Genomic DNA, 20581 nt, shown 5'->3' with positions numbered 1-20581 from the left:
GTTGAGCAGGTTGCGTTGGCTGACCGCTGGGGAATCCCACGGACCCGCGCTGGTCGCGACGCTGGAGGGTCTTCCCGCCGGCGTCCCGGTCACCACTGAGCTGGTGGCGGACCACCTCGCGCGGCGGCGCCTCGGCTATGGGCGCGGCGCCCGGATGAAGTTCGAGCAGGACGAGGTCACCTTCCTCGGCGGCGTCCGGCACGGGCTCTCCCTCGGGTCGCCGATCGCCGTGATGGTCGGCAACACCGAGTGGCCCAAGTGGGAGAAGGTCATGTCGGCCGACCCGGTCGACCCCTCGGAGCTGAAGGAGACCGGCCGGAACGCGCCGCTCACCCGGCCCCGCCCCGGCCACGCCGACCTGGCCGGCATGCAGAAGTACGGCTTCGACGAGGCCCGGCCGATCCTGGAGCGCGCCAGCGCCCGCGAGACCGCCGCCCGCGTCGCCCTCGGCGCCGTCGCCCGGTCCTTCCTCAAGGAGGCCGCGGGCATCGAGATCGTCAGCCACGTGGTCGAGCTGGCCTCCGCCAAGGCCCCGTACGGCGTCTACCCGGTCCCCGGCGACGTCGAGCGGCTCGACGCCGACCCGGTCCGCTGCCTGGACGCCGACGCGTCGAAGGCGATGGTCGCGGAGATCGACCAGGCCCACAAGGACGGCGACACCCTCGGCGGCGTCGTCGAGGTCCTCGCGTACGGCGTGCCCGTCGGCCTCGGCTCGCACGTCCACTGGGACCGCCGCCTCGACGCGCGGCTCGCCTCCGCCCTCATGGGCATCCAGGCCATCAAGGGCGTCGAGGTCGGCGACGGCTTCGACCTCGCCCGGGTGCCCGGCTCCCAGGCCCACGACGAGATCGTGCAGACCGAGGACGGCATCAAGCGCACCTCCGGCCGCTCCGGCGGCACCGAGGGCGGCCTCACCACCGGCGAACTGCTGCGCGTCCGCGCCGCCATGAAGCCGATCGCGACCGTCCCGCGCGCCCTCGCCACCGTCGACGTCGCCACCGGCGAGGCCGCCGCGGCCCACCACCAGCGCTCCGACGTCTGCGCCGTCCCGGCCGCCGGCATCGTCGCCGAGGCCATGGTCGCGCTCGTCCTCGCCGACGCCGTCGTCGAGAAGTTCGGCGGCGACTCGGTCCCCGAGACCCGCCGCAACGTCCAGGGCTACCTCGACAACCTGCGCATCCGGTGACCGGCGGCCCCCTGGTCGTCCTCGTCGGCCCGATGGGGTCCGGCAAGTCCACGGTGGGCGCGCTCCTGGCCGAACGGCTCGGCGCGCCCTACCGGGACACCGACGCCGACATCGTCGCCGCCGAGGGCCGTGAGATCTCCGACATCTTCGTCGAGGACGGCGAGGAGCGCTTCCGCGCCCTGGAGAAGGCCGCCGTCGCCCGGGCGCTCGCCGAGCACGAGGGCGTCCTCGCCCTCGGCGGCGGCGCGATCCTCGACGCCGGCACCCGCGCCCTGCTGGCCGGGCGGCCCGTCGCGTACCTCTCGATGGACGTCGAGGAGGCCGTGCGCCGGGTCGGGCTCGGCGCGGCCCGCCCGCTGCTCGCGGTCAACCCGCGGCGCCAGTGGCGCGAGCTGATGGACGCCCGCCGCCCCCTGTACGAAGAAGTCGCCCGTGTCGTGGTCGCCACCGACACCCGCACCCCCGAAGAGGTCGCCGCGGCGGTCCTCGACGCACTGGAGTTGAAGGACGCATGACCACGGACCAGGAAGTCACCCGCATCCACGTCGGCGGCAGCGCCGGCACGGATCCGTACGAGGTGCTGGTCGGCCGGCAGCTGCTCGGCGAACTCCCCGCCCTCATCGGCGACAAGGCCAAGCGGGTCGCGGTCATCCACCCCGAGGCGCTCGCCGAGACCGGCGAGGCGCTCCGGGAGGACCTCGCCGAGCAGGGGTACGAGGCCGTCGCCATCCAGGTGCCGAACGCCGAGGAGGCGAAGACCGCCGAGGTCGCCGCGTACTGCTGGAAGGCGCTCGGCCAGACCGGCTTCACCCGCACCGACGTCATCGTCGGCGTCGGCGGCGGCGCCACCACCGACCTGGCCGGCTTCGTCGCCGCGACCTGGCTCCGGGGCGTCCGCTGGGTCGCCGTGCCGACCACCGTCCTCGGCATGGTCGACGCGGCCGTCGGCGGCAAGACCGGCATCAACACCGCCGAGGGCAAGAACCTCGTCGGCGCCTTCCACCCGCCGGCCGGGGTCCTCTGCGACCTCGCCGCCCTCGACTCGCTGCCCGTGCACGACTTCGTCAGCGGCCTCGCCGAGATCATCAAGGCCGGCTTCATCGCCGACCCGGTGATCCTCGACCTCATCGAGGAGGACCCGCAGGCGGCCCGTACCCCGGCCGGACCGCACACCGCCGAGCTGATCGTCCGCTCCATCCAGGTCAAGGCCGACGTCGTCTCCGGCGACCTCAAGGAGTCCGGCCGCCGCGAGATCCTGAACTACGGGCACACCCTCGCGCACGCCATCGAGAAGAACGAGCGGTACAAGTGGCGGCACGGCGCCGCCGTCTCCGTCGGCATGGTCTTCGCCGCCGAGCTGGGCCGGCTGGCCGGCCGCCTCGACGACGCCACCGCCGACCGGCACCGCTCCGTCCTGGAGTCCGTCGGCCTGCCGCTCACCTACCGCGGCGACCAGTGGCCCAAGCTCCTGGAGACGATGAAGGTGGACAAGAAGTCCCGCGGCGACCTGCTGCGCTTCATCGTCCTCGACGGGCTCGCCAAGCCGTCCGTCCTGGAGGGCCCGGACCCGGCCGTCCTCATCGCCGCCTACGGGGAGCTCTCCGCATGAGCGCACCGCGCCGCGTCCTGGTCCTGAACGGGCCGAACCTCGGCCGGCTGGGCTCGCGCGAGCCCGACATCTACGGCGCCACCTCCTACCAGGGGCTCGTCGAGTCCTGCCGGACCCTCGGCGCCGAACTCGGCTTCGACGTCGAGGTCCGGGAGACCAACGACGAGGGCGAGATGATCCGCTGGCTGCACGAGGCCGCCGACGGACGGGTGCCGGTCGTGCTCAACCCGGGCGCCTTCACCCACTACTCGTACGGGATGCGGGACGCGGCCGCGCAGCGCACCGCCCCGCTCATCGAGGTGCACATCTCGAACCCGTACACCCGCGAGGAGTTCCGGCACACCTCGGTGGTGGCCGCCGTGGCCACCGGCACCGTCGCCGGCTTCGGCATCGGCTCGTACCGGCTCGCGCTGCGCGCCCTCGCCGAGGAACTCGACCCGCAGGGCTGACCCGCGGGGCTGAGGGGGCGGGCACTTTCGGTAGGGTCCCGCCCGTTCCCCGAGCGGGGGGACGGGGCGGTAACGTTTTGGCATCCCCGGCGACCGGAGGAACGGGCCGACGGAGGCTCCGCTCCGGCCGCCCTGACCGCACGAGGCCGACGAGACGGAGTGGCACCGGATGCAGCACGCAGTGGGGGGACCGCTGCCACCGCCCGAGCAGCCGGGCCGGGCGCCCGGCCCGGCCCCGGCCGGCGCACACGGACCCGTACCCCCGCCCCCGCAGGCCGCGCCCTACCCGGGGCCGCCGTCCGGCGCGCCCGGCGGCCGGCTCGGCGTGCACCCCGCCGTCCAGCCGGGCCCGCCCCCGCCGCCCGCTCAGGGGCCCGGCGGCGCGGGCTGGGGCGCGGCGCCCGGATCCGTACCGCCGCCCGCCCCCGGAGGCATGTCCCCGCACGTCACCGGGGCCGTACCGCTGGCGCCCCCGATGCCGCTGTACGAGCACGGGCCCGGCACCGGGACGGCGACGCTCGCCGTCCTGCTCATCGGTCCGGCCGGCGCGGGCAAGACGACGGTCGCCCGGCACTGGGCGACCCGCCGACCCGTCCCCACCGCCCACATCAGCCTCGACGACGTCCGGGAATGGGTGTGCTCCGGCTTCGCCGACCCGCAGTCGGGCTGGAACGAGCACTCCGAGGCGCAGTACCGGCTGGCCCGCCGCACCTGCGGGTTCGCCGCCCGCAACTTCCTCGCCAACGGCATCTCCTGCATCCTCGACGACGCCGTCTTCCCCGACCGGCCGGTCGTCGGCCTCGGCGGCTGGAAGCGGCACGTCGGCCCCGGCCTGCTCCCGGTGGTCCTCCTCCCCGGCCTGGAAGTCGTCCTGGAGCGCAACGCCCAGCGCTCCGGCAACCGGCGCCTCTCCGACGAGGAGGTCGCCGCGATCCACGGCCGGATGGCCGGCTGGTACGGCTCCGGGCTGCCGATCATCGACAACTCCGCGCTCGACGTGGAGGCCACCGCCCGGCTCCTCGACGAGGCGCTGGCCCGGGCGATCGCCGCGCCGCCCGTCGGCTGACCCGGGCTCCCCGGTCGGACGCCGCCGACAGGCCGGGGCGGGGCCGCGCTCGTAGGCTCGGAGACATGTCACAGGTGTATGCGGACCGCCGGGTCCGGCTGCGCGACCGGGTCGCGGCAGCGGGAAGCGCGGCGGCCCTGGTGTCCCGTCCCGCCAACGTCCGCTATCTCGCGGGCGGCGCCCCGCCGGGCGCCGTCCTGCTGGTCGGACCCGAGCCCGGCGCCGACGTGCTGATCCGGCCCACCGCGGTCGAGGGCGAGCCCGTCGACGGCCGGCTGGACGAACTGCTCCGGCAGCAGCAGCTCCCGCTGGGCGGCGGGGACCCGGCCGTCGCCGCCGCGGAACTCGCCCGCCGGTCCGGCGCCGACGGCCTCGCCGTCGAGGAGCACGACCTGACGGTGGCCCGCCACCGCACGCTCGGCGCCGCCGCCCCCGGACTCCGCCTCGCCGACCTCTCCTGCGCCGTCGAACAGCTCCGGGTGGTCAAGGACGAGGACGAGATCGGTTGTCTGCGGATCGCCGCGGAGATCGCCGACCAGGCCCTCGGCGAACTCCTGGAGTCCATCCTCGTCGGCCGCACCGAGCGCCATCTCGCCCTCGAACTGGAGCGCCGGCTGGTCGACCACGGCGCCGACGGCGCCGCCTTCCCCACCTCCGTCGCCACCGGCCCCCACTCCGGCCGGCGCGGCCACCGCCCCACCGACCGCCGGGTCGAGGAGGGCGACTTCCTCTCCGTCTGCCTCGGCGCGGACTACCGCGGCTACCGCTGCGAGATCGGCCGGACCTTCGTCATCGGCACGGCCCCGGCCGACTGGCAGATCGAGCTGTACGAGCTGGTCTTTGCCGCCCAGCGGGCCGGCCGGGAGGCCCTCATGCCCGGCGCCGAGTACCGCGACGTGGACCGCGCGGCCCGCCAGATCCTCGACGCCGGGGGTCACGCGGCGACCGCCGTCCCCCTCACCGGACACGGGGTGGGGCTCGAAATCGACGAGGACCCGCAGCTCTCCCCCTCGGCCATGGGTAAACTGGACGCTTGTGTGCCGGTCACCGTCGAACCGGGGGTCCACCTCCCGGGCCGGGGCGGGGTCCGGATCGATGACACGCTCGTCGTGCGCCAGGAGGCGGACGGCGGACCCGAGCTACTCACCATCACGACCAAGGAGCTGCTCGCGCTGTAGGGCGCGTACGCCTCCTCGGTCCCACGTCAGTCCAGGAGATTCCGCAACCGTGGCTTCCACGAACGACCTCAAGAACGGCATGGTGCTCAAGCTCGAAGGCGGCCAGCTCTGGTCCGTCGTCGAGTTCCAGCACGTCAAGCCCGGCAAGGGCCCGGCCTTCGTGCGCACCAAGCTCAAGAACGTGCTGTCCGGCAAGGTCGTCGACAAGACCTTCAACGCCGGCGTGAAGGTGGAGACCGCGAACGTCGACAAGCGCGACATGCAGTTCTCCTACATGGACGGCGACTACTTCGTCTTCATGGACATGGACACGTACGACCAGCTGCACATCGACCGCAAGGTCGTCGGTGACGCCGCGAACTTCCTCATCGAGGGCTTCACCGCGCTCGTCGCGCAGAACGAGGGCCAGGTCCTCTACGTCGAGCTGCCGGCCGCCGTCGAGCTCACCATCGCCGAGACCGAGCCGGGCGTCCAGGGCGACCGCTCCACCGGTGGCACCAAGCCCGCCACCCTGGAGACCGGCCACCAGATCCAGGTCCCGCTCTTCATCACCACCGGTGAGAAGATCAAGGTCGACACCCGTGACAGCAGCTACCTCGGCCGGGTGAACAACTAACCGTGGCCGCCCGGAGCAAGGCCCGCAGGCGGGCCTTCCAGATCCTGTTCGAGGCCGACCAGCGCGGCACGTCGGTGCAGGAGGTCCTCGCGGACCAGATCCGGCTCCACCGCGCCGACGCACAGCAGCCGCCGGTCGGTGACTTCACGATGCAGCTGGTCGAGGGGTACGCCCAGTACGTGGCCCGGATCGACGAGCTCATCGCCACCTACGCGGTGGACTGGGACCTCGACCGGATGCCCGCCGCCGACCGGAACATCGTGCGCCTCGGCGCCTACGAGGTGATCTGGGAGGACGGCACCCCGGACGCGGTGGCGATCGACGAGGCCGTGCAGCTGGCCAAGGAGTTCTCCACGGACGACTCCCCGGCCTTCGTCAACGGCCTCCTGGGGCGCTTCAAGGATCTGAAGCCCCGACTGCGCAGGGACGCGGACGCCTAGTCCCCGAACGGCCCGTCGAAGGGGCCCGCGGCACTCCGGTGCCGCGGGCCCCTTCGCGTTCTCGGGTTGTCGGGGGGCCAGGCCGTCCGGTTCCCCGGCGTTCCGCCGAACGGGTGAAGAGGGGGGTACGAAAGCGCCGGGCCCGTGGCGTCGGATGACGTCCACGGGCCCGGCGGCACGTTTCTGCAATGCGGAGTCGGGGAGAGGTCAGTTCTCCTCGTGGGCGACCGCGCGGCGCGCGTCCGCGTCGAGCACGCCCCAGCTGATCAGCTGCTCGGTCAGGACCGAGGGGGACTGGTCGTAGATGACGGCCAGGGTGCGCAGGTCGTCCTGGCGGATCGACAGCACCTTGCCGTTGTAGTCGCCGCGCTGTGACTGGATCGTCGCCGCGTAGCGCTGGAGCGGGCCGGCCTTCTCCTGCGGGACGTGGGCCAGGCGCTCCAGGTCCAGGACCAGCTTCGGCGGCGGCTCGGCGGCGCCGCCGGGGGTCGTACCGGGCAGCAGCTCCTGCACCGGCACGCCGTAGAAGTCCGCCAGCTCGGCCAGACGCTGCACGGTCACGGCACGGTCGCCGCGCTCGTACGAGCCGACCACGACCGCCTTCCAGCGGCCCTGGGACTTCTCCTCCACCCCGTGGAGGGACAGGCCCTGCTGGGTGCGGATGGCGCGGAGTTTGGCCCCGAGCTGCTTTGCGTATTCGCTGGACATAACGCTCCCGGACGCTGTGACGACATGCGGCTGCGCCGCGCGGCTGGTAACTCACTGTGAGGTTACGCAGCGTTACTCTTTCCCGTCAAGCCGAAAAGGGCCCGCCACCCCCTCCCGGGGGACGGTCCGCCGCAGGTCGGAACGGGGGAGGGGGGAGCCCGGGAAAGCCCGTGCGAGCGTCCCTGCTAGAGTGGACGCCGTACATCCGACGTCCTTTAAAGACCGTCCCGTGAGGCGGAGAAGGAGGTCCTTTCTTCATGGACACGCAAGCGCACACCGATGAGGCGCGGCCCGTTCTCGAGGCCCCCGACATCGCCCGGGTCCTGACCCGGATCGCCCACGAGATCGTCGAACGCGCCAAGGGCGCCGACGACGTGGTCCTCCTCGGCATTCCCACCCGTGGCGTCTTCCTCGCCCGTCGGCTGGCCGAGAAGCTCGCATCGATCACCGGCACCGAGGTCCCGGTCGGTTCTCTCGACATCACCATGTACCGCGACGACCTCCGGTTGAAGCCGGCGCGCGCCATCGGCCGCACCGACATCCCCGCGGACGGCGTCGACGGCCGCCTCGTCGTCCTCGTCGACGACGTCCTCTTCTCCGGCCGCACCATCCGCGCCGCCCTCGACGCCCTGGGCGACATCGGCCGCCCCCGCGCGGTCCAGCTCGCCGTCCTCGTCGACCGCGGCCACCGTGAGCTGCCGATCCGCGCCGACTACGTCGGCAAGAACCTCCCCACGTCGCTGCGGGAGACCGTCAAGGTCCAGCTCGCCGAGGAGGACGGTCGCGACACCGTGCTGCTCGGTGGCAAGTCCGCCTCCTAGCCGGACCGGCCGTCCCGCGGGGCCACCGCACCTCGGTGTGCCCCCGCATGCCCTCACGCCTCCCCACCCCGGAGAGAAACCCCCGATGATGCGTCACCTCATCTCGGCCGCCGACCTCACCCGCGACGACGCCGTCCTCATCCTCGACACCGCCGAGGAGATGGCCCGGGTGGCCGACCGGCCCATCAAGAAGCTGCCGACCCTCCGCGGCCGGACCATCTGCAACCTCTTCTTCGAGGACTCCACCCGGACCCGGATCTCCTTCGAGGCCGCCGAGAAGCGCCTCTCCGCCGACGTCATCAACTTCGCGGCCAAGGGCTCCAGCGTCTCCAAGGGCGAGTCCCTGAAGGACACCGCCCAGACCCTGGAGGCGATGGGCGTCGACGCCGTCGTCATCCGGCACAGCGCCTCCGGCGCCCCCTTCCGCCTCGCCACCTCCGGCTGGATCGACGCCCCCGTCATCAACGCGGGCGACGGCACCCACCAGCACCCCACGCAGGCCCTCCTGGACGCCTTCACCATGCGCCGCCGCCTCGTCGGCCGCGACGCCGGGCTCGGCAGGGACCTGGCCGGGAAGCGCATCACCCTCGTCGGCGACGTCCTGCACAGCCGGGTCGCCCGCTCCAACGTCGACCTGCTGCACACCCTCGGCGCCGAGGTCACCCTGGTGGCCCCGCCCACCCTCGTCCCCGTCGGCGTCGAGAGCTGGCCCTGCGAGGTCTCGTACGACCTCGACAGCGTGCTGCCGAAGTCCGACGCGGTGATGATGCTGCGTGTGCAGCGCGAGCGGATGAACGCCGCCTTCTTCCCGACCGAGCGCGAGTACTCGCGCCGCTACGGGCTCGACGGCGACCGGATGGCGAAGATGCCCGAGCACGCCATCGTCATGCACCCCGGCCCCATGGTCCGCGGCATGGAGATCACCGCCGAGGTCGCCGACTCCGACCGCTGCACGGTCGTCGAGCAGGTCGCCAACGGCGTCTCCGTCCGGATGGCCGTCCTCTACCTGCTGCTCGGCGGCTCCGAGCCCGCCGTCACCCCCGCCACCACCCGCATCGAGGAGAAGTAAGAACATGAGCAAGATCCTGATCCGCGGTGCGAAGGTGCTGGGCGGCGAGCCGCAGGACGTCCTGATCGACGGCGAGACCATCGCAGAGGTCGGCACCGGCCTCTCCGCCGAGGGCGCGACCGTGATCGAGGCCGAGGGCCAGGTCCTCCTGCCCGGCCTCGTCGACCTGCACACCCACCTGCGCGAGCCCGGCCGCGAGGACTCCGAGACCGTCCTCACCGGCACCCGCGCCGCCGCCTCCGGCGGCTACACGGCCGTCTTCGCCATGGCCAACACCCACCCGGTCGCCGACACCGCCGGCGTCGTCGAGCAGGTCTACCGGCTCGGCAAGGAGGCCGGCTACTGCGACGTGCAGCCCATCGGCGCCGTCACCGTCGGCCTGGAGGGCAAGAAGCTCGCCGAGCTCGGCGCCATGCACGACTCCGCCGCCGGCGTCACCGTCTTCTCCGACGACGGCAAGTGCGTCGACGACGCCGTGATCATGCGCCGTGCCCTGGAGTACGTGAAGGCCTTCGACGGCGTCGTCGCCCAGCACGCCCAGGAGCCCCGCCTCACCGAGGGCGCCCAGATGAACGAGGGCGTCGTCTCCGCCGAGCTCGGCCTGGGCGGCTGGCCGGCCGTCGCCGAGGAGTCGATCATCGCCCGCGACGTCCTCCTCGCCGAGCACGTCGGCTCCCGCGTCCACATCTGCCACCTCTCCACCGCCGGCTCCGTCGAGATCGTCCGCTGGGCCAAGTCCCGCGGCATCGACGTCACCGCCGAGGTCACCCCGCACCACCTCCTCCTCACGGACGAGCTGGTCCGCACGTACAACCCGGTCTACAAGGTCAACCCGCCGCTGCGCACCGAGCAGGACGTCCACGCGCTGCGCGCCGCGCTGGCCGACGGCACGATCGACATCGTCGCCACCGACCACGCCCCGCACCCGCACGAGGACAAGGACTGCGAGTGGGCCGCCGCCGCCATGGGCATGGTCGGCCTGGAGACCGCGCTCTCCGTCGTCCAGCAGACGATGGTGGAGACCGGGCTCCTCGACTGGGCCGGCGTCGCCGACCGGATGTCCTTCGCCCCGGCCCGCATCGGCCGCGCCACCGGCCACGGACGGCCCGTCTCGGCTGGTGAGCCCGCGAACCTGGTCCTGGTCGATCCGGCATACCGTGGGACGGTGGACCCCGCGGACTTCGCCTCCCGCAGCCGCAACACCCCCTACGAGGGCCGTGAGCTGCCGGGTCGCGTCACGCACACCTTCCTGCGGGGCCGGGCAACGGTCATGGACGGGAAGTTGGCGTGACACACCACATCGCAAGCGCGGCCCTCGCCGCGGAGCAGAAGTCGGCAGAGGTGACCGACTGGGCCGGCCGGATCGGCTGGGTCGTCGGACTCCTGCTCTTCGTCGCCTTCGTCTACTGGCTGATGCGCCAGGGCTGGAAGTGGCGCGGCAGCCTCCAGTCGGACCTCCCCGCGCTCCCCGAGGTGCCGCAGGCGCCCGGTGAGGCCAAGCTGACGTTGGACGGCCGCTACCACGGCTCCACCACCGCCGGGCAGTGGCTCGACCGGATCGTCGCCCACGGCCTCGGCACCCGCAGCCGCGCCGAGCTCACGCTCACCGAGGCCGGGATCTCGGTCGTCCGCCCCGGGGCGAACGACTTCCTGATCCCCGCCGCCGCCCTGCGCGAGGCCCGCCTCGACAAGGGCATCGCCGGCAAGGTCCTCGCCGAGGGCGGGCTCCTGATCGTCACCTGGGAGCACGGCGGCACCCTCCTCGACTCCGGCTTCCGCTCCGACCGGGCCGCCGAGCACACCGCCTGGGTCGAGACCCTCAACTCCATGATCAACACGACGGAAGGCATCGCACGATGACGACCTCCACAAGGGGAGCCCAGGCTCCCGCCGTACTCGTCCTGGAGGACGGCCGCACCTTCCGCGGCCGCGCCTACGGGGCCGTGGGGGAGACCTTCGGCGAGGCCGTGTTCTCCACCGGCATGACCGGCTACCAGGAGACCCTCACCGACCCGTCGTACGACCGCCAGATCGTCGTCGCCACCGCCCCCCAGATCGGCAACACGGGCTGGAACGACGAGGACGACGAGTCGAGCCGCATCTGGGTCTCCGGCTACGTGGTCCGCGACCCCGCCCGCATCCCGTCGAACTGGCGCGCCAAGCGCAGCCTCGACGACGAGCTGGTCGCGCAGGGCGTCGTCGGCATCTCCGGCATCGACACCCGCGCCCTCACCCGCCACCTGCGCGAGCGCGGCTCCATGCGCGCCGGCGTCTTCTCCGGCGAGGCCCTGGCCCCCGAGGCCGAGCTGCTCGCCCGGGTGCAGGCCCAGCCGCACATGAAGGGCGCCAGCCTCTACGAGGAGGTCGCCACCAAGGAGGCGTACGTCGTCCCCGCGATCGGCGAGAAGCGCTTCACCGTCGCCGCCGTCGACCTCGGCATCAAGGGCATGACCCCGCACCGGATGGCCGAGCGCGGCATCGAGGTCCACGTGCTGCCCGCCACCGCGAGCGTCGACGACGTGTACGCGGTGAACCCGGACGGCGTCTTCTTCTCCAACGGCCCGGGCGACCCGGCCACCGCCGACGGCCCGGTCGCGCTCATGACCGCCGTCCTGGAGCGGAAGACCCCGCTCTTCGGCATCTGCTTCGGCAACCAGATCCTCGGCCGCGCGCTCGGCTTCGGCACCTACAAGCTGAAGTACGGCCACCGGGGCATCAACCAGCCCGTCCAGGACCGGACGACCGGCAAGGTCGAGGTCACCGCGCACAACCACGGCTTCGCCGTCGACGCGCCGCTCGACAAGGTCTCCGAGACCCCCTTCGGCCGCGCCGAGGTCTCCCACGTCTGCCTGAACGACAACGTCGTGGAAGGCCTCCAGCTGCTCGACCAGCCGGCCTTCTCCGTCCAGTACCACCCCGAGGCGGCCGCGGGCCCGCACGACGCCGCGTACCTCTTCGACCGCTTCGTTTCTCTCCTGGAGGCCGAGCGTGCCTAAGCGCACCGATATCCAGTCCGTCCTGGTCATCGGCTCCGGCCCGATCGTCATCGGCCAGGCCGCCGAGTTCGACTACTCCGGCACCCAGGCGTGCCGCGTCCTCAAGTCCGAGGGCCTGCGCGTCATCCTGGTCAACTCCAACCCGGCCACGATCATGACCGACCCGGAGATCGCCGACGCCACCTACGTCGAGCCGATCACCCCCGAGTTCGTCGAGAAGATCATCGCCAAGGAGCGCCCCGACGCCCTCCTGCCCACCCTCGGGGGCCAGACCGCGCTCAACACCGCGATCTCCATGCACGAGCAGGGCGTCCTGGAGAAGTACGGCGTCGAGCTCATCGGCGCCAACGTCGAGGCCATCCACAAGGGCGAGGACCGCGACCTCTTCAAGGGCGTCGTCGAGGCCGTCAAGGCCAAGATCGGTTACGGCGAGTCCGCCCGCTCGGTCATCTGCCACTCGATGGAGGACGTCCTCCAGGGCGTCGAGACGCTCGGCGGCTACCCCGTCGTCGTCCGCCCCTCCTTCACCATGGGCGGCGCCGGCTCCGGCTTCGCCCACGACGAGGAGGAGCTGCGCCGCATCGCCGGCCAGGGCCTCACGCTCTCCCCGACCACCGAGGTGCTCCTGGAGGAGTCCATCCTCGGCTGGAAGGAGTACGAGCTGGAGCTCATGCGCGACAAGCACGACAACGTCGTGGTCGTCTGCTCCATCGAGAACTTCGACCCGATGGGCGTCCACACCGGCGACTCGATCACCGTCGCCCCGGCGATGACCCTCACCGACCGCGAGTACCAGATCCTCCGGGACGTCGGCATCGCGATCATCCGCGAGGTCGGCGTCGACACCGGCGGCTGCAACATCCAGTTCGCGGTCAACCCCGACGACGGCCGCGTGATCGTCATCGAGATGAACCCGCGCGTCTCCCGCTCCTCGGCCCTCGCCTCCAAGGCCACCGGCTTCCCGATCGCCAAGATCGCCGCCCGGCTCGCCGTGGGCTACACCCTGGACGAGATCCCGAACGACATCACGGAGCAGACCCCGGCCTCCTTCGAGCCCACGCTCGACTACGTCGTGGTCAAGGCCCCGCGCTTCGCCTTCGAGAAGTTCCCCTCGGCCGACTCCACGCTGACCACGACCATGAAGTCGGTCGGCGAGGCCATGGCCATCGGCCGGAACTTCCCCGAGGCCCTCCAGAAGGCCCTGCGCTCCCTGGAGAAGAAGGGTTCGCAGTTCGCCTTCACCGGCGAGCCCGGCGACAAGGCCGAGCTCCTCCGCGAGGCGGTCCGCCCGACCGACGGCCGCGTCAACACCGTCATGCAGGCCATCCGCGCCGGCGCCACCCCGGAGGAGGTCTTCGACGCCACGAAGATCGACCCGTGGTTCGTCGACCAGCTCTTCCTGATCAAGGAGCTCGCCGACGAGCTGGCCGCCGCCGAGCGCCTGGAGCCGGAGCTCCTCGCCGAGGCCAAGCGCCACGGCTTCTCCGACGCCCAGATCGCCGAGATCCGCGGCCTGCGCGAGGACGTCGTCCGCGAGGTGCGGCACGCCCTCGGCGTCCGCCCGGTCTACAAGACCGTCGACACCTGCGCCGCCGAGTTCGCCGCGAAGACGCCGTACTTCTACTCCTCCTACGACGAGGAGACCGAGGTCGCGCCGCGCGAGAAGCCCGCCGTGATCATCCTCGGCTCCGGCCCGAACCGCATCGGCCAGGGCATCGAGTTCGACTACTCCTGCGTCCACGCCTCCTTCGCCCTCAGCGACGCCGGCTACGAGACCGTGATGGTCAACTGCAACCCGGAGACCGTCTCGACGGACTACGACACCTCCGACCGCCTGTACTTCGAGCCGCTGACGCTCGAGGACGTGCTGGAGATCGTCCACGCCGAGTCCCTCGCGGGCCCGATCGCCGGTGTGGTCGTCCAGCTCGGCGGCCAGACCCCGCTCGGCCTCTCCCAGGCCCTCAAGGACAACGGCGTGCCGGTCGTCGGCACCTCCCCGGAGGCCATCCACGCCGCCGAGGACCGCGGCGCCTTCGGCCGCGTCCTGGAGGAGGCCGGCCTGCCGGCCCCCAAGCACGGCACCGCCACCACCTTCGCCGGCGCCAAGAAGATCGCCGACGAGATCGGCTACCCGGTCCTGGTCCGCCCCTCGTACGTGCTCGGCGGCCGCGGCATGGAGATCGTCTACGACGAGGCCCGGCTGGAGGCGTACATCGCCGAGTCCACCGAGATCAGCCCCACCCGGCCGGTCCTGGTCGACCGCTTCCTCGACGACGCCATCGAGATCGACGTCGACGCCCTCTACGACGGTGAGGAGCTGTACCTCGGCGGCGTCATGGAGCACATCGAGGAGGCCGGCATCCACTCCGGCGACTCGGCCTGCGCCCTGCCCCCGATCACCCTCGGCGGCTTCGACATCAAGCGGCTGCGCGCCTCCACCGAGGCCATCGCCAAGGGCGTCGGCGTCCGCGGCCTGATCAACATCCAGTTCGCCATGGCCGGTGACATCCTCTACGTCCTGGAGGCCAACCCGCGCGCCTCCCGGACCGTGCCCTTCACCTCCAAGGCCACCGCCGTCCCGCTCGCCAAGGCCGCCGCCCGCATCTCGCTGGGCGCGACCATCGCCGAGCTGCGCGCCGAGGGCCTGCTGCCGAAGAACGGCGACGGCGGCACCCTGCCGCTCGACGCGCCGATCTCCGTCAAGGAGGCCGTGATGCCGTGGTCGCGCTTCCGCGACGTGCACGGCCGCGGCGTGGACACCGTCCTCGGCCCGGAGATGCGCTCCACCGGCGAGGTCATGGGCATCGACGCCGTCTTCGGCACCGCCTACGCCAAGTCGCAGGCCGGCGCCTACGGCCCGCTGCCCACCAAGGGCCGCGCCTTCATCTCGGTCGCCAACCGCGACAAGCGCTCGATGATCTTCCCGGCGCGCGAGCTGATGGCCCACGGCTTCGAGCTGCTCGCCACCTCCGGCACCGCCGAGGTCCTCAAGCGCAACGGCATCAACGCCACCGTCGTGCGCAAGCTCAGCGAGGGCGAGGGCCCGGGCGGCGAGAAGACGATCGTCCAGCTCATCCACGACGGCCAGGTCGACCTGATCGTCAACACCCCGTACGGCACCGGCGGCCGTCTCGACGGCTACGAGATCCGTACGGCGGCGGTGTCCCGCGGCGTCCCCTGCCTCACCACGGTCCAGGCGCTCGCCGCGGCCGTCCAGGGCATCGACGCCCTCAACCACGGCGACGTCGGCGTCCGTTCCCTCCAGGAACACGCCGAACACCTGACCGCGGCCCGCGACTAGCAGCAACGAGGGGGACACCGGAAACGGTGTCCCCCTCTTCATGAGGACACCACCATGTACAAGCTCTTCTTCCAGCTCGTCTTCCAGCGCATGGACCCCGAGAAGGCCCACTACCTGGCCTTCCGCTGGATCCGGCTCGCGGCCCGCGTCCCCGTCCTGCGCACCTTCGTCGCGGCCGTCCTCGCGCCCCGGTACAAGGAGCTGCGCACCGAGGCCCTGGGCCTCCGCATGCACGGCCCCTTCGGTCTCGCCGCCGGCTTCGACAAGAACGCCGTCGCCATCGACGGCATGGCCATGCTCGGCTTCGACCACGTCGAGATCGGCACGGTCACCGGCGAGGCCCAGCCCGGCAACCCCAAGAAGCGGCTCTTCCGCCTCGTCCCCGACCGGGCCCTGATCAACCGCATGGGCTTCAACAACGAGGGCTCCGCCGCCGTCGCGGCCCGCCTCCACGCGCGCGTGCCGGTCTTCAGGACCGTCGTCGGCGTCAACATCGGCAAGACCAAGGTCGTCGAGGAGGCCGACGCGGCCGCCGACTACGTGAAGTCCACCGAGCGCCTCGCCGCCCACGCCGACTACCTCGTCGTCAACGTCTCCTCGCCGAACACCCCCGGCCTGCGCAACCTCCAGGCCACCGAGTCGCTGCGCCCGCTGCTCACCGCCGTCCGCGAGGCCGCCGACCGCACGGTCACCGACCGCCGCGTCCCGCTCCTGGTGAAGATCGCCCCCGACCTCGCCGACGAGGACGTGGACGCCGTCGCCGACCTCGCCGTCGAGCTCGGCCTGGACGGCATCATCGCCACCAACACCACCATCGCCCGCGAGGGCCTCGGCCTGACCTCCGCCCCGGCCCTCGTCCAGGAGACCGGCGGCCTCTCCGGCGCCCCGCTCAAGGAGCGCTCCCTGGAGGTCCTGCGCCGCCTCTACGCGCGCGTGGGCGACCGGATCGTCCTGGTGGGCGTCGGCGGCATCGAGAACGCCGAGGACGCCTGGCAGCGGATCCTCGCCGGCGCCACCCTGATCCAGGGCTACAGCGCCTTCATCTACGAGGGCCCGTTCTACGCCCGCGCCATCCACAAGGGCCTCGCCGCGCGCCTCGCGGCCTCCCCGTACGCCACGATCGCCGAAGCCGTCGGCGCCGACCACCGAAAGGCCGCCCAGTGACCCTCTCCTTCGGCACCCGTCTGCGCTCCGCCATGGACGAGCGCGGCCCGCTCTGCGTCGGCATCGACCCGCACGCCTCCCTGCTGGGCTCCTGGGGCCTCGCGGACGACATCGCGGGCCTGGAGCGCTTCACGTACACCGTGGTCGAGGCGCTGGCGGACACCGTCGCCGTCTTCAAGCCGCAGGCCGCCTTCTTCGAGCGCTTCGGCTCGCGCGGCATCGCCGTCCTGGAGCGCGCCACGGCGGATCTGCGCGCGGCCGGCGGGCTGGTCGTCATGGACGCCAAGCGCGGCGACATCGGCTCCACGATGGCCGCCTACGCGGAGGCCTTCCTCCGGAAGGACTCCCCGCTCTTCTCGGACGCCCTCACGGTCTCCCCGTACCTCGGCTACGGCTCCCTGAAGCCGGCCGTCGACCTGGCCCGCGAGTCCGGCGCCGGCCTCTTCGTGCTGGCCCTGACCTCCAACCCGGAGGGCGCCGAGGTCCAGCGGGCCGTCCGTGAGGACGGCCGCACCGTCGGCGCGACCATGCTCGCCCGCCTTGCCGAGGAGAACGCGGGGGAGACCCCCATGGGCTCCTTCGGCGCGGTCGTCGGTGCCACCCTCGGCGACCTCTCCTCCTTCGACCTCGACATCAACGGCCCGCTGCTCGCCCCGGGCATCGGCGCCCAGGGCGCCACCCCGGCCGACCTCCCGGTCGTCTTCGGGGACGCGGTCCGCAACGTCGTCCCGAACGTGAGCCGGGGCGTGCTGCGGGCCGGACCGGACGCGTCCGCCCTGCAGGACGCGGCGGCGCGCTACGCGGACGAGATCCGGGCGGCCGTCGCCGGCTGACCGGCCCCCGCCGCCGTCCCGACATCCCCGCAGGTGGGAGCGGACGGCGGCCCCGGACGGCCCTCCGCGGCGCTACTTGACGAAAACTTGGCAGAAATCCGGGTCGTTATGCCGGAAAAGTCCCGGTCGAGCGAGGCTGACCAGGACTTTTCCGCTGTTCTCGCTGACTGGAGCGGCCATGCCCGCTAGTCTCCGGGGCAGGGCAGGCGTCCAACGGTCACGTCGTTGGACGTTGCTCCACTGGTGTGGGTCGACCAGGTCCCTCACCGGTCCGTATCCGACAGATCGACATCCGAGGTGACGTAGGCGTGGCTCTTCCGCCCCTTACCCCTGAACAGCGCGCAGCCGCGCTCGAAAAGGCCGCCGCGGCTCGCCGGGAGCGGGCCGAGGTCAAGAATCGACTCAAGCACTCCGGCGCCTCCCTCCACGAGGTCATCAAGCAGGGCCAGGAGAACGACGTCATCGGCAAGATGAAGGTCTCCGCCCTCCTTGAGTCCCTTCCCGGCGTCGGCAAGGTCCGCGCCAAGCAGATCATGGAGCGGCTCGGCATCTCCGAGAGCCGCCGTGTCCGGGGTCTCGGCTCCAACCAGATCGCCTCCCTGGAGCGCGAGTTCGGCGGCGCCGGCGCCTGATCCGGCGCCGGGGCCGGGGACCGTACCGGGACATGCGTCCCGGGCACCCCGTCGATACTGGAATAATCGCTGCATGGCAGCAGAGGTACGTCCGCGGCTGACCGTGCTCTCCGGCCCCTCAGGGGTCGGCAAGAGCACGGTCGTCGCTCATATGCGCAAGGTCCACCCCGAGGTCTGGCTCTCGGTGTCGGCCACGACACGAAAGCCCCGCCCCGGCGAGAAGCACGGCGTCCAGTACTTCTTCGTCACGGACGACGAGTTCGACAAGCTGATCGCCAACGGTGAGCTCCTCGAGTGGGCCGAGTTCGCGGGCAACCGCTACGGCACCCCCCGCAGCGCGGTCGTCGAGCGCCTGGAGAAGGGCGAGCCCGTCCTCCTGGAGATCGAACTCCAGGGCGCACGGCAGGTGAAGGAGTCCATGGCCGACTCCCGGCTCGTCTTCCTGGCCCCGCCGAGCTGGGAGGAGCTGGTCCGCCGGCTCACCGGCCGCGGCACCGAGTCGCCCGAGGTCATCGAGCGGCGTCTGGCGGCCGCCAAGGTCGAGCTCGCCGCCGAGTCGGAGTTCGACACCACGCTCGTCAACACCTCCGTCGAGGACGTCGCGCGTGAGCTGCTAACGTTGATGCACGTAGTCTGATCTTTTATCCATCTTCGGAAGGTAGAGCGTGTCCTCTTCCATCACCGCGCCCGAGGGCATCATCAACCCGCCGATCGACGAGCTGCTCGAGGCCACTGACTCGAAGTACAGCCTCGTGATCTACGCGGCCAAGCGCGCGCGTCAGATCAACGCGTACTACTCGCAGCTCGGTGAGGGCCTGCTGGAGTACGTCGGTCCCCTCGTCGACACCCACGTCCACGAGAAGCCGCTCTCGATCGCCCTGCGCGAGATCAACGCGGGTCTGCTGACCTCCGAGGCCGTCGAGGGCCCCGTTCAGTAAGCGTTGCGTTCGTCACCCCAGGCCCGGCGGTCCATCCGCCGGGCCTGGGGTGTCTCATGGAGTCGTCCGCCAGCCGAGAACACGCCGCCGCGTGGGGAGAGACAACCGTGACCAAGCCGAAGGTCGTCCTGGGGGTGAGCGGCGGCATCGCCGCCTACAAGGCGTGCGAGCTGCTGCGCCGGCTCACCGAGTCGGGCCATGACGTCCGGGTCGTCCCCACCGACTCCGCGCTCCACTTCGTCGGCGCCGCCACCTGGTCCGCGCTCTCCGGCAACCCGGTCTCCACCGAGGTCTGGGACGCCGTCCACGAGGTCCCGCACGTCCGCATCGGCCAGGCCGCCGACCTCGTCGTCGTCGCCCCCGCCACCGCCGACATGCTCGCCAAGGCCGCCCACGGCCTTGCCGACGACCTCCTCACCAACACGCTGCTCACCGCGCGCTGTCCGGTCGTCTTCGCCCCCGCCATGCACACCGAGATGTGGGAGCACCCGGCCACCCAGGAGAACGTGGCCACCCTCCGCCGCCGCGGGGCCGTCGTCGTCGAGCCCGCCGTCGGCCGCCTCACCGGCGTCGACACCGGCAAGGGCCGGCTCCCGGACCCCGGCGAGATCTTCGAGGTCTGCCGCAGGATCCTCGCCCGTGGCGTCACCGCCCCCGACCTCGCCGGCCGCCACGTCGTGGTGAGCGCGGGCGGCACCCGCGAGCCCCTCGACCCGGTCCGCTACCTGGGCAACCGCTCCTCCGGCAAGCAGGGGTACGCCCTGGCCAAGGCCGCCGCCGCGCGCGGCGCCCGGGTCACCCTCGTCGAGGCCAACACCGGCCTGCCCGACCCGGCCGGCGTCGACGTCGTCCACACCGGCACCGCCGTCCAGCTCCGCGAGGCCGTCCTCAAGGCCGCCGCGGACGCCGACGCGGTCGTCATGGCCGCCGCCGTCGCCGACTTCCGCCCGGCGACGTACGCCCCCGGCAAGATCAAGAAGACGGACGACGGGGGAGCGCCGACCATCGAGCTGGTCCGCAACCCCGACATCCTCGCCGAGCTGTCCGCCGACCGCGCCCTGCCCGGCCAGGTCGTCGTCGGCTTCGCCGCCGAGACCGACGACGTGCTCGCCAACGGGCGCGCCAAGCTCGCCCGCAAGGGCTGCGACCTCCTCGTCGTCAACGAGGTCGGCGAGCGCAAGACCTTCGGCTCGGAGGAGAACGAGGCCGTCGTCCTCGCCGCCGACGGCACCGAGACCCCGGTCCCGTACGGCCCGAAGGAAGCCCTCGCCGAGACCGTCTGGGACCTCGTCCTGCCGCGCCTGCGCGAGCGGACCACCTGACAGACATTCCGGACCGGACCGGGCCAGGGGGGTGGCGCGAAACGCCGGGGCGCGAGTGATCTGCGCCCCACTTGACACGCCCCTCCCGCCCCGTCGGGGGCCGGTTCCGGCCACCCCCGGTCATTCGCCAGTCGAGACACCTGGTCCAAGGTCCGACCTGGCCCGATAGACTGTCCGTGGAACGTCGCGGGGCGCAGCCCCCTGCCGGTCCGCGAAGAGAGTAGCCAGCAGCCGCTGCAACCCCAGGGAGCGT

General features: G+C 72.2%; 21 protein-coding genes. 20 read left to right on the top strand and 1 reads right to left on the bottom strand.

Features of this window, described 5'->3' with window-relative positions; genetic code table 11:
• The first annotated feature begins 1 nt into the window (after position 1).
• From aroC to nusB, 8 genes are all read left to right on the top strand, one after another.
• A complete protein-coding gene (gene aroC / locus ABFY03_RS07500; protein WP_319009819.1) occupies positions 2-1186 on the top strand; it encodes a chorismate synthase in 1185 nt (394 codons plus the stop codon).
• Positions 1183-1701: a shikimate kinase gene (locus ABFY03_RS07495; RefSeq protein WP_031005559.1), complete on the top strand. Its 519-nt coding sequence runs from the start codon at positions 1183-1185 to the stop codon at positions 1699-1701. Before aroC ends, ABFY03_RS07495 begins: the two co-directional genes overlap by 4 nt.
• Positions 1698-2795, top strand: coding sequence for a 3-dehydroquinate synthase (gene aroB / locus ABFY03_RS07490; RefSeq protein WP_031005561.1), 1098 nt, complete (start codon positions 1698-1700; stop codon positions 2793-2795). Before ABFY03_RS07495 ends, aroB begins: the two co-directional genes overlap by 4 nt.
• Positions 2792-3244 carry a type II 3-dehydroquinate dehydratase gene (aroQ, locus tag ABFY03_RS07485; protein ID WP_319009818.1) on the top strand — a complete coding sequence of 151 codons (453 nt, stop codon included), beginning with the start codon at positions 2792-2794 and terminating at the stop codon, positions 3242-3244. Before aroB ends, aroQ begins: the two co-directional genes overlap by 4 nt.
• Positions 3245-3413: 169 nt before the next feature.
• The gene (locus ABFY03_RS07480) at positions 3414-4310 is read left to right on the top strand and encodes an AAA family ATPase (RefSeq protein ID WP_346169532.1); all 897 of its coding nucleotides are present in this window, start codon (positions 3414-3416) and stop codon (positions 4308-4310) included.
• A 65-nt stretch (positions 4311-4375) separates the two neighbouring features.
• Positions 4376-5488, top strand: coding sequence for a M24 family metallopeptidase (locus ABFY03_RS07475; protein WP_319009816.1), 1113 nt, complete (start codon positions 4376-4378; stop codon positions 5486-5488).
• 49 nt (positions 5489-5537) lie between these two features.
• Positions 5538-6104 carry an elongation factor P gene (gene efp, locus ABFY03_RS07470; RefSeq protein WP_319009815.1) on the top strand — a complete coding sequence of 189 codons (567 nt, stop codon included), beginning with the start codon at positions 5538-5540 and terminating at the stop codon, positions 6102-6104.
• 2 nt (positions 6105-6106) lie between these two features.
• A complete protein-coding gene (gene nusB / locus ABFY03_RS07465; RefSeq protein ID WP_319009814.1) occupies positions 6107-6544 on the top strand; it encodes a transcription antitermination factor NusB in 438 nt (145 codons plus the stop codon).
• Between the two features lie 207 nt (positions 6545-6751).
• On the opposite strand, the gene bldD is transcribed toward nusB, so the two are convergent.
• Entirely contained in the window at positions 6752-7252 is a 501-nt protein-coding gene (gene bldD, locus ABFY03_RS07460) for a transcriptional regulator BldD (RefSeq protein ID WP_015032294.1), read from the bottom strand.
• Between the two features lie 257 nt (positions 7253-7509).
• On the opposite strand from bldD, the gene pyrR reads away from it, so the two are divergent.
• The 12 genes from pyrR (at position 7510) to coaBC (ending at position 20328) form a co-directional block, all read left to right on the top strand.
• Positions 7510-8073: a bifunctional pyr operon transcriptional regulator/uracil phosphoribosyltransferase PyrR gene (gene pyrR / locus ABFY03_RS07455; RefSeq protein WP_319009813.1), complete on the top strand. Its 564-nt coding sequence runs from the start codon at positions 7510-7512 to the stop codon at positions 8071-8073.
• Between the two features lie 85 nt (positions 8074-8158).
• Positions 8159-9142 carry an aspartate carbamoyltransferase catalytic subunit gene (locus tag ABFY03_RS07450; protein WP_319009812.1) on the top strand — a complete coding sequence of 328 codons (984 nt, stop codon included), beginning with the start codon at positions 8159-8161 and terminating at the stop codon, positions 9140-9142.
• 4 nt (positions 9143-9146) lie between these two features.
• Positions 9147-10433, top strand: a complete 1287-nt coding sequence (locus ABFY03_RS07445) for a dihydroorotase (RefSeq protein ID WP_319009811.1) — start codon at positions 9147-9149, stop codon at positions 10431-10433.
• Complete coding sequence (locus ABFY03_RS07440; RefSeq protein WP_319009810.1) at positions 10430-11002, top strand: PH-like domain-containing protein; 573 nt, start codon at positions 10430-10432, stop codon at positions 11000-11002. The genes ABFY03_RS07445 and ABFY03_RS07440 overlap by 4 nt, the downstream gene beginning before the upstream one ends.
• Entirely contained in the window at positions 10999-12138 is a 1140-nt protein-coding gene (carA, locus tag ABFY03_RS07435; RefSeq protein WP_319009809.1) for a glutamine-hydrolyzing carbamoyl-phosphate synthase small subunit, read from the top strand. The genes ABFY03_RS07440 and carA overlap by 4 nt, the downstream gene beginning before the upstream one ends.
• Positions 12131-15439 carry a carbamoyl-phosphate synthase large subunit gene (carB, locus tag ABFY03_RS07430; RefSeq protein WP_319009808.1) on the top strand — a complete coding sequence of 1103 codons (3309 nt, stop codon included), beginning with the start codon at positions 12131-12133 and terminating at the stop codon, positions 15437-15439. Before carA ends, carB begins: the two co-directional genes overlap by 8 nt.
• Positions 15440-15493: 54 nt before the next feature.
• Positions 15494-16603 carry a quinone-dependent dihydroorotate dehydrogenase gene (locus tag ABFY03_RS07425; RefSeq protein ID WP_319009807.1) on the top strand — a complete coding sequence of 370 codons (1110 nt, stop codon included), beginning with the start codon at positions 15494-15496 and terminating at the stop codon, positions 16601-16603.
• Entirely contained in the window at positions 16600-17436 is an 837-nt protein-coding gene (pyrF, locus tag ABFY03_RS07420) for an orotidine-5'-phosphate decarboxylase (RefSeq protein WP_346169531.1), read from the top strand. The genes ABFY03_RS07425 and pyrF overlap by 4 nt, the downstream gene beginning before the upstream one ends.
• Positions 17437-17744: 308 nt before the next feature.
• Positions 17745-18068: an integration host factor gene (locus tag ABFY03_RS07415; RefSeq protein WP_030493613.1), complete on the top strand. Its 324-nt coding sequence runs from the start codon at positions 17745-17747 to the stop codon at positions 18066-18068.
• A 73-nt stretch (positions 18069-18141) separates the two neighbouring features.
• A complete protein-coding gene (gmk, locus tag ABFY03_RS07410; RefSeq protein ID WP_031005589.1) occupies positions 18142-18705 on the top strand; it encodes a guanylate kinase in 564 nt (187 codons plus the stop codon).
• A 28-nt stretch (positions 18706-18733) separates the two neighbouring features.
• Positions 18734-19006, top strand: a complete 273-nt coding sequence (rpoZ, locus tag ABFY03_RS07405) for a DNA-directed RNA polymerase subunit omega (protein WP_030493615.1) — start codon at positions 18734-18736, stop codon at positions 19004-19006.
• A 56-nt stretch (positions 19007-19062) separates the two neighbouring features.
• Entirely contained in the window at positions 19063-20328 is a 1266-nt protein-coding gene (coaBC, locus tag ABFY03_RS07400) for a bifunctional phosphopantothenoylcysteine decarboxylase/phosphopantothenate--cysteine ligase CoaBC (RefSeq protein ID WP_346169530.1), read from the top strand.
• Positions 20329-20581: the final 253 nt, after the last annotated feature.

The organism is Streptomyces roseofulvus, assembly GCF_039534915.1.
In the GTDB taxonomy this organism is placed as follows: domain Bacteria; phylum Actinomycetota; class Actinomycetes; order Streptomycetales; family Streptomycetaceae; genus Streptomyces; species Streptomyces roseofulvus.
The sequence above is the reverse complement of the archived record's forward strand: the minus strand, read 5'-3'. Positions and strand labels throughout refer to the sequence as shown.

Coding starts and splice junctions, on each gene's coding strand:
- aroB (WP_031005561.1), top strand. CDS start 1,698: ATGACCACGGACCAGGAAGTCACCCGCATCCACGTCGGCGGCAGCGCC.
- aroQ (WP_319009818.1), top strand. CDS start 2,792: ATGAGCGCACCGCGCCGCGTCCTGGTCCTGAACGGGCCGAACCTCGGC.
- ABFY03_RS07480 (WP_346169532.1), top strand. CDS start 3,414: ATGCAGCACGCAGTGGGGGGACCGCTGCCACCGCCCGAGCAGCCGGGC.
- ABFY03_RS07475 (WP_319009816.1), top strand. CDS start 4,376: ATGTCACAGGTGTATGCGGACCGCCGGGTCCGGCTGCGCGACCGGGTC.
- bldD (WP_015032294.1), bottom strand. CDS start 7,252: ATGTCCAGCGAATACGCAAAGCAGCTCGGGGCCAAACTCCGCGCCATC.
- pyrR (WP_319009813.1), top strand. CDS start 7,510: ATGGACACGCAAGCGCACACCGATGAGGCGCGGCCCGTTCTCGAGGCC.
- ABFY03_RS07450 (WP_319009812.1), top strand. CDS start 8,159: ATGATGCGTCACCTCATCTCGGCCGCCGACCTCACCCGCGACGACGCC.
- ABFY03_RS07445 (WP_319009811.1), top strand. CDS start 9,147: ATGAGCAAGATCCTGATCCGCGGTGCGAAGGTGCTGGGCGGCGAGCCG.
- carA (WP_319009809.1), top strand. CDS start 10,999: ATGACGACCTCCACAAGGGGAGCCCAGGCTCCCGCCGTACTCGTCCTG.
- ABFY03_RS07425 (WP_319009807.1), top strand. CDS start 15,494: ATGTACAAGCTCTTCTTCCAGCTCGTCTTCCAGCGCATGGACCCCGAG.
- gmk (WP_031005589.1), top strand. CDS start 18,142: ATGGCAGCAGAGGTACGTCCGCGGCTGACCGTGCTCTCCGGCCCCTCA.
- coaBC (WP_346169530.1), top strand. CDS start 19,063: ATGGAGTCGTCCGCCAGCCGAGAACACGCCGCCGCGTGGGGAGAGACA.